6 protein-coding genes and 1 pseudogene are annotated in these 7903 nt (G+C 58.1%); 3 read left to right on the plus strand and 4 right to left on the minus strand.

The annotated features are described in order from the left end of the window. Positions 1–107: 107 nt before the first annotated feature. Both VGC62_RS12470 and VGC62_RS12475 read right to left on the minus strand, forming a co-directional pair. Complete coding sequence (locus VGC62_RS12470) at positions 108–965, minus strand: MaoC family dehydratase (protein WP_331187386.1); 858 nt, start codon at positions 963–965, stop codon at positions 108–110. A 75-nt stretch (positions 966–1040) separates the two neighbouring features. Then, positions 1041–2396 (minus strand): 3-oxoacyl-ACP reductase, encoded by a 1356-nt coding sequence (locus VGC62_RS12475; RefSeq protein ID WP_331187387.1) that lies wholly within the window; start codon positions 2394–2396, stop codon positions 1041–1043. 104 nt (positions 2397–2500) lie between these two features. On the opposite strand from VGC62_RS12475, the gene VGC62_RS12480 reads away from it, so the two are divergent. Next, positions 2501–3778 carry an acetyl-CoA C-acetyltransferase gene (locus tag VGC62_RS12480; protein WP_331187388.1) on the plus strand — a complete coding sequence of 426 codons (1278 nt, stop codon included), beginning with the start codon at positions 2501–2503 and terminating at the stop codon, positions 3776–3778. 174 nt (positions 3779–3952) lie between these two features. Continuing rightward, positions 3953–4036: pseudogene (locus tag VGC62_RS27710) on the plus strand (hypothetical protein); the annotation flags it as partial. A gap of 94 nt (positions 4037–4130) precedes the next feature. On the opposite strand, the gene VGC62_RS12485 reads toward VGC62_RS27710, so the two are convergent. Together VGC62_RS12485 and VGC62_RS12490 are read right to left on the minus strand one after the other, a co-directional pair. Then, positions 4131–5027, minus strand: a complete 897-nt coding sequence (locus tag VGC62_RS12485; RefSeq protein WP_331187389.1) for a halovibrin HvnA — start codon at positions 5025–5027, stop codon at positions 4131–4133. 263 nt (positions 5028–5290) lie between these two features. Further along, entirely contained in the window at positions 5291–6319 is a 1029-nt protein-coding gene (locus tag VGC62_RS12490) for a bile acid:sodium symporter family protein (protein ID WP_331187390.1), read from the minus strand. 255 nt (positions 6320–6574) lie between these two features. Here VGC62_RS12490 and VGC62_RS12495 point away from each other — a divergent pair, with 255 nt between their 5' ends. Next, the gene (locus VGC62_RS12495) at positions 6575–7381 is read left to right on the plus strand and encodes a helix-turn-helix transcriptional regulator (RefSeq protein WP_331187391.1); all 807 of its coding nucleotides are present in this window, start codon (positions 6575–6577) and stop codon (positions 7379–7381) included. Positions 7382–7903 lie beyond the last annotated feature (522 nt).

A 7903-nucleotide genomic window follows, 5' to 3' on the forward strand; every position in this document is an offset into this window, starting at 1 on the left:
GGACAAGCCCAGCTCGGAGGAGGTCATCGCAAATGCTTTATGGCGGGGGCAGGGCCACCCTCTGGGCACAAGCACGCTCTTGGGGCGTTTGGCAAAACTGGGAAACTTCACTCAGTCGCTGGCTGCCAATTCCCGAGCATATGCACGATTCCGTCTTTGTCTTCGACCTTCAACTGCCCGTGCGAGCCTGCCGCGCTGGCGGACAACGTCACCTCACTGGGTAACCGAAGCGGTTTCTGAAACTCTACGGTGATCTCGACGTTTGACGCTGGCAGATGATCATCCAGCGCTGCCAGCGTACGGCTTTCAATCCACAACCCATGGGCAATGGCCTTGGGGAAGCCGAACAGCCTGGCGCTGGCGTCGCTCAGGTGAATCGGATTGTAATCGCCGCTGACCCTGGCGTATTGCCGTCCGATATCTGACGGCGCATACCAAGTGGCCAGTTCGCTCATTGGCAGAGGCGCTGGCTCAAACGTGCCTTCGACCTCACCTTCCAGTTGCACGCCACGGCATAGCATCGTGCTGTCTTCTTCCCACAGCAGGCCCAGCGCGTCCTCGATCTGGGTGATCAGCCGGAATGTCGCGCCCTTCGCATGCGGCTGGAGGTTATCGACCCGCACACTGACCTGCGCCTTTATCACTGTGCCCAGCGGACGACGAATGCTGACGCGATTGGCCAGATGCACCAGCCCGAGCAATGGGAACGGGAAGTCCTTGTCGGTCAGCAATTTCATTTGCAGGGGAAAGGCCAACACATGGGGATAGGTCGGCGGCAGCAGGCTGCTGGCGACGAATCCACACACTTTGCGGAAAGACGAGACCTTGTCCGGGTCCACCGATACCCAGCAACGCAGGCCTTGCTCGGGCAAGCGAGTGCCGGTGACCTTGCGCCGCAACGCCGCTTGCAAGAACAAACCAGGTAACGCTGGAGGGGTGTCCAGATAACGCCAGTGTGCGGTCATCCCGAATCTCCTGTTTGTTGCAGACTGTGTTTGCCGCCGGAATAACTCAGCGTAGAACGGCCTTAAGCAGCAGGTTCACGCGCCGATGACGCTCTGCCCGCACACCCGCAACACTTGCCCGCTGACCGCGCCACTGCCTGGCTGGCTCAACCAGGCCACGGCTTCTGCCACGTCTTGCGGCAAACCGCCTTGACCCAGCGAACTCAGACGGCGCCCAGCTTCGCGTAGCGCAAAGGGCATGTCGGCAGTCATTTTGGTTTCGATGAAACCGGGGGCCACGGCATTGATGCTAATTCCACGGGCCTTCAGCACCGGTGCCAGCGCGCGAGCCAAGCCGATCAAGCCCGCTTTGCTCGCCGTGTAGTTGGTCTGCCCGCGATTACCGGCCAGACCGCTGATGGACGCCATCAGAATCACCCGACCGTTATCGTGCAGCGCACCACTGTCGAGCAGTGCCTGGGTTAAGACTTGCGGTGCGTTGAGGTTAACGTTCAGCACTGCGTCCCAGAGGTCGGCCGTCATGTTGGCTAATGTTTTGTCACGCGTGATCCCGGCGTTGTGGACCACGATGTCGAGGCCGCTTGGCAGGTGTTCACTCAATTGCACAGCGGCGTCTGGCGCGCAGATGTCCAACACCAGTGCCTGGCCACCGAGGCGTGCGGCGAGGGCTTCGAGATCGTATTTCGCTTGTGGCACATCCAGCAGCACCACCTCGGCGCCGTCGCGGGCGAGGGTTTCGGCGATGGCGGCACCGATCCCGCGGGCCGCCCCGGTGACCAGCGCTTTGCGCCCGGCGAGCGGACGACTCCAATCCTGAACCGTTTCGGCATACGGGCTTAAACGAACGACTTGCCCTGAGATATAAGCGCTTTTGGGCGAAAGGAAAAACCGTAGCGTGCCTTCCAATTGGTTTTCAGCATCCTCGTCCACTTGCACCAGTTGCGCTGTGGCGCCGTTGCGCAGTTCTTTGGCCAGTGAGCGAGTAAAGCCCTCAAGGGCCTGCTGCGTGCTGGCTGCCAAAGGGTCGTTCAGCGAATCCGGTGCTTTGCCAAGGATGACGATGTGCGCGCAGGGATCGAGGCTGCGCAGGATTGGCTGAAAAAACGCCCTCAACTGCGACAACTGCTCGGTGCGAGAAAACGCGCTGGCGTCGAACACCACGGCTTTGAGTTTGGGGCCTTGGCCCTCGATCCACGGGTTGTCGCTGGGGACTTCGCCACCGAAGCTGAACAGCAGATCGGTAATACGCGGTGCAAAGCTTCGCACCTGATCGGCCAGCGGCCCTGGACTGATCAACAACGAACCCTCGACCGGCCGCAGACGCCCTGCTTGCCAGCGCTCCAACCGTGCTGGCGCGGGAAGCCCGACCGCTGCGACCAATCGGCGACCGAAGTCCGTGTTGGCGAAGTCAATGTAGCGATCAGATGCCATGGAACACTCTCCTTGAGGCGGGGTTCAAACCAGTGGACCACAGGCAGTTGCAATAAGTCCTACTCTGTCCACTGGCAATGCCTAAAGAACAAAGGGAGATCTCGATGAATCAGCCACGCCGCGTCGCCATCATCGGCGGTAACCGTATTCCATTCGCCCGCTCCAACGGGCCTTATGCCACGGCCAGCAATCAGGAGATGCTGACCGCAGCGCTGGAAGGCTTGATCGAGCGTTTCAACCTGCATGGGCTGCGCATGGGCGAGGTGGCTGCCGGGGCGGTGCTCAAGCATTCGCGGGATTTCAACCTGACCCGCGAATGCGTGCTTGGCTCGCGGCTGTCGCCCCAAACGCCTGCGTACGACATCCAGCAAGCATGTGGCACAGGGCTTGAAGCGGCATTGCTGGTGGCCAACAAAATTGCCTTGGGTCAGATTGAATGCGGCATCGCGGGCGGCGTTGATACCACCTCCGACGCGCCAATTGGGGTGAATGAAGACCTGCGGCAAATCCTGTTACAGCTTAGTCGCAGCAAAACTCCCGCCGATAAAATGAAAGCGCTGCTGCAACTGCGTCCGCATAACCTCAAGCCCGAACTGCCGAGCAATGGCGAGCCGCGTACGGGCTTGTCCATGGGCCAGCATTGCGAGCTGATGGCGCAGACGTGGGGCACCCCGCGTGAGGCGCAGGATCAACTGGCGCTAGAGAGCCATCAGAAAATGGCCGCCGCTTACGCCGAAGGCTGGCACGGCGACCTGTTGACGCCTTATCTGGGCCTGACCCGAGACAACAACCTGCGCACGGATGCAAGCCTGGAAAAACTGGCGTCGCTCAAACCGGCCTATGAGCGTAGCGCCAAAGGTACGCTGACCGCGGGCAATTCGACGCCGCTGACAGATGGCGCCTCATTAGTGCTATTGGCGAGCGAAGCATGGGCGCAGGAGCGTGGTCTGCCGGTCCTTGCGTATTTGCGCGACGGCGAGGCGGCAGCAGTGGATTTTGTGCAGGGCGCCGAGGGCTTGTTGATGGCCCCGGTGTACGCCGTGCCGCGCTTGCTGGCGCGTAATGGCCTGACACTGCAGGACTTCGATTACTACGAGATTCATGAGGCGTTCGCCGCCCAGGTGCTGTGTACGTTGAAGGCCTGGGAAGACGCGGAATATTGCAAAACCCGGCTCGGGCTTGATGCGCCGTTGGGCCCGATTGATCGCCGCAAACTCAACGTCAAAGGCAGTTCATTGGCCGCAGGCCACCCGTTTGCCGCAACGGGCGGGCGCATCGTCGCCAACCTTGCAAAACTGCTGAGCGTGGCGGGGCAGGGGCGTGGGTTGATTTCGATCTGTGCAGCGGGTGGGCAGGGGGTTACGGCGATTATTGAGCGCTGAAGGCCGACGCTCCAACAAGGATCAATCTACGCGCTGCTGTTGATTCTGGCCGCAGGACATAGGCGCTGGGCCAGACCCGGTCTGTGTAGGAGTGAACTTGTTCGCGAGGCGATGTATCAGGCACACCGCGTTGATCGCTTCGCCAACAAGTTGGCTCCTACCATCTAAAGGGGACTGATTTATTTACACGCCCGCTCCAACGGGCCTTATGCCACGGCCAGCAATCAGGAGATGCTGACCGCAGCGCTGGAGGGCCTGGGAAGCCCCGGAATAATGCAAAACCTGGCTCATGCACAAAGACTCTGCGTGAGTGCCAACTTTGTGCGCAGTTGGTCAGAAAGCACTGAGCCCCTCACTTATGGATCTGATCAGCCTCGTTGTATTGAAACTGCGCAGTACCTGTCACCGATGCAGGAAGAGTCATCTTGATGATGGGGATTACAATTCCGCCACTGGAAGTATAGAAATCCTGCTGGTCAAGTTGCGCTGTGGACAAACCGCCGGGCAGATAGAAAAATGCCTGGATAGGCAAAGATGTCGGAACATCCTGCGGCCAAGCCGCAATTATGAGTTCGTTATACTTATGAATCAACGCAGGGGGTAGATCATGCATCGCCCGTAAAGACTGATAGAATGCCGGGCCTGCACTGTCGTTCAACGAGTCCTGCACGTTGAAGCCACATACATAGGCGTAAATAAGTTCAAGATTTACGCCAGCGGGTCCCTTGGCAAAGTGCGCTGACCATTGTATCGCCGTATTGATCCCCTGAGACTGGCAAGCATCGCTGGCATCAGGGTAGGAACTACTGGCGCCGCATCCTGACCCGCTTCTAGTCCACGTATATCCGTCAATCGGAAATGCACAAAGTATCTGCGGGTGAAGAGTTCCGGGCGGGGCGTTGAAGTAAGGGTAAAAGATAAAGCCGTTGACCATACCAATCGCGATATGGTCAAAATTCGCATCTTTCCTAAGATAGGAAAAAGATACACCAGTATTTCCGGGCTTTGGGTTCCACGCGTGATGAGACGCAGACTGTTTTGTGCCGCGAAATAATACCCCGGAACATAAAAAAGCAGGCGTAGAGGGTTTGTCACAGTTTTCTCGAGTATCGAGATAAGCGGTCGTTAGTTGCTCTGCGACAGTGGCCCCATCGGCTGCTGGTTTGACAGGGGAGCCCGCTCTTGTGATTGAGTGATCGACAGGCACGCATGCAGATAACAACGATAAGGAAAGAATTATCCATTTCATGATCCATCGTCCATATATATTCATCTGACTACCGGGTCAGTCTATGCTTCGATTCCTGTGCCCGCTACTGTCAGAAATGACAGTAGCGCTGAGAGAAAATGGTTGAGTGAGGAGGGTACTCGCTGCTTGTCGCAACGGGAGGGGGATCGATCAATCTACAAGCTGCTGTAGATTTTGGTTTGAGGGCATGGATCGTCTAAAGTGGACTGATTTATTTACATCGCTTCACCGTAAATCAATCTGTCCCCGGCGCACTCGGCGCACTAAGCCGCCTGTGCATCCTCGATCGCTTCCTGAGACAACTGCTGCTTATGCTTGGTCGCATACGCCTCGGCCATTACCGAACAGACGATCAACTGCAACGGGTGATAAATCATGATCGGCAGCAAAATCAGGCCCAACCCAGGGTTATCACCGAAGATCAACGCTGCCATCGGCGCGCCCGCCGCCAGGGATTTTTTGCTGGCGCAGAACACTGCCGCCACCTTGTCCGCGTGATTGAATTTCAGCAGCCGCGCGGTGCCTGTGGTCATCAGCAAAATCACCGCTAACAACACACCGCTGCCAACGAAGGCCATCAGAATTACGGTATCGCCCTGGGTCTGCCACATCCCCGAGACCATCGAATTACAGAACGCCGCATACACCAGCAACAGGATCACCACCTTGTCGACCACGTTGGTGTACTTCTTGTGCCGCGCGAAGAACTTGCCGAACAGCGGCCGCAATAGCTGCCCCAACACCAAGGGCAGCAGCAACATGATGCACAGGTCCAGCAGCGTGGAACCTAGATCAATCCCGCCGTTACCTGTGCCGACCACAAGACTCACCAGCCAGGGGGTCATGAAAATCCCGAACACGCTGGACATGCTGGCGTTCAAGATCGCCGCTGGCACATTCCCGCCTGCGCTGCCCGTTAGCGCAACCGACGAAGAGATCGTCGATGGCAGCGCGCATAAGTACAGGAAACCCAGCATCAAAAGCGCCGGCACATGAGAGCCCAGCAGCTTATTGCTGATCACCCACAACACCGGGAACACCAGGAAGGTGAACAACTGCACCATGATGTGCAGTTTCCAGTTTTTAAGACCGTGCTTGATCTGTTCGCTGGACAGATTGACCCCATGCAGGAAAAACACCAGGAATACACCGACGTTGATCACGATCTCCGCGTGCATGCCGCCGCCTGTGGCACCAAACGAGGGGATGAAATACGCCAGCAACGTCGCGACCAGCATCCCGCACAAGAACCAGTCCGTGACCACGCGTTTGAGGTGTTTGAGTACGTGCATAGAAACGCTCTTTAGAAAGGACTTGCCGTTAGGGGGCTTTGTAAGGGGCTGATTATTCGCGAAGGGGACTGATTTATTTACCGAGAAGGGGACTGATTTATTTACAACGCCTCACCGTAAATTAATCTGTCCCCGGCCAAGCACAACCTATGCTCGACACCGCAAACAATCCCCAACCTGGCCGCAATTGTAAAATTTAATGTCCCGCAGCCTAACCCAGTCGTAAACTGCCGTCTTGCGATACAAGGCCAACCCATGCCGACTAACGGACACCTTTCAAGCCGCCGCGCCGAGACCCAGCGTCAGATTCCAACCCTGACCGACCTGCCACGCCCGCTCTACGCTCGCACCGAAAGCCTCAGCGCGGGTTCGTGGACCCCGACGCATCGCCACGACTGGGTGCAGTTTTCCTACGCAATCAGCGGCGTGCTCGGCGTCCATACCCCGCACGGCAGCTTCTTCGCGCCGCCGCAGTGGGGCGTGTGGATTCCGCCGGGGTTGGACCACGAGGTCGTCACCTCGACCCGCGCCGAAATGCGCAGCTTGTATGTGCGTAAAGAAGACTCCGAGTGGGCGCCGGATCGCTGCCGGGTACTGGAAGTCAAACCGTTGGCCAGGGAGCTGATCAAAACCTTCTGCCAATTGCCAGCCGATTATCCACAGGCTGACAGCAGCGAGTCGCGGCTGGTCCAGGTGCTGCTCGATCAGTTGGCGGGTTTGCCGGAAGTGGGATTCTCCCTGCCATTGCCGCGTCATCCGCGTTTGCTGGCCTTGTGCAACGAACTCATCGAACAGCCCGGCCAACTCATCACCCTGACCCACTGGGCCGACCGCTTGAACATGTCCGAAAAAACCCTGATGCGTTTGTTTCAGCGCGAGACGGGGTTGAGTTTTCGGGGTTGGCGGCAACGGGCGCGGTTGCTGTCATCGCTCAATGCGCTGGAAGAAGGCGAGAGCGTGACCAACACGGCATTGACCTGTGGCTATGACTCGACCTCCGCGTTCATTGCGGCGTTCAAGGGGTTATTCGGATTTACGCCGGGCGAGTTGTTTCGTGGGTAGCGGGGAGGATGCGGGCGGCTCCGGGAAGGGGACTGATTTATTTACAACGCTTCACCGCCAGGAAGGGGACTGATCTATTTACAATGCTTCACCGTAAATTGATCTGTCCCCGGTCTGCAGTTGCACCGAACAAACCCCGCCCCTATGATTCGCCCCGTCGCTGCACATCAGCGACCGGATTTGGCGATCCGACTTGTGCGTGCAACAGCTTCATAGCTCCGTTGTCCTTATCGTTATGTGGGCAATGTTATGGCAGCTGTGCGTGGGAGACCCTCGGGTCTGCCGGGTGCGTGCAACCGGTTCGCCAACCTGCGTACAGCTGTCACCCTGTTTTGTTTGGCGACGAGACGGGGGCAGCTTCAAAAAAATGGAGTTATCCGCATGACCCAATTCACCCCACTGTCCCAACACCCCGATACCGTCCTCTTCATCAACCCCGACGCGCCCCTTGCCGACCTCCATGCCTGCGCCGTCCAGCGCCTCCAAGCCGTCAAAAACCTCATGACCTGCCTCGACGGCACC

It is taken from the genome of Pseudomonas sp., assembly GCF_036404235.1.
In the GTDB taxonomy this organism is placed as follows: domain Bacteria; phylum Pseudomonadota; class Gammaproteobacteria; order Pseudomonadales; family Pseudomonadaceae; genus Aquipseudomonas.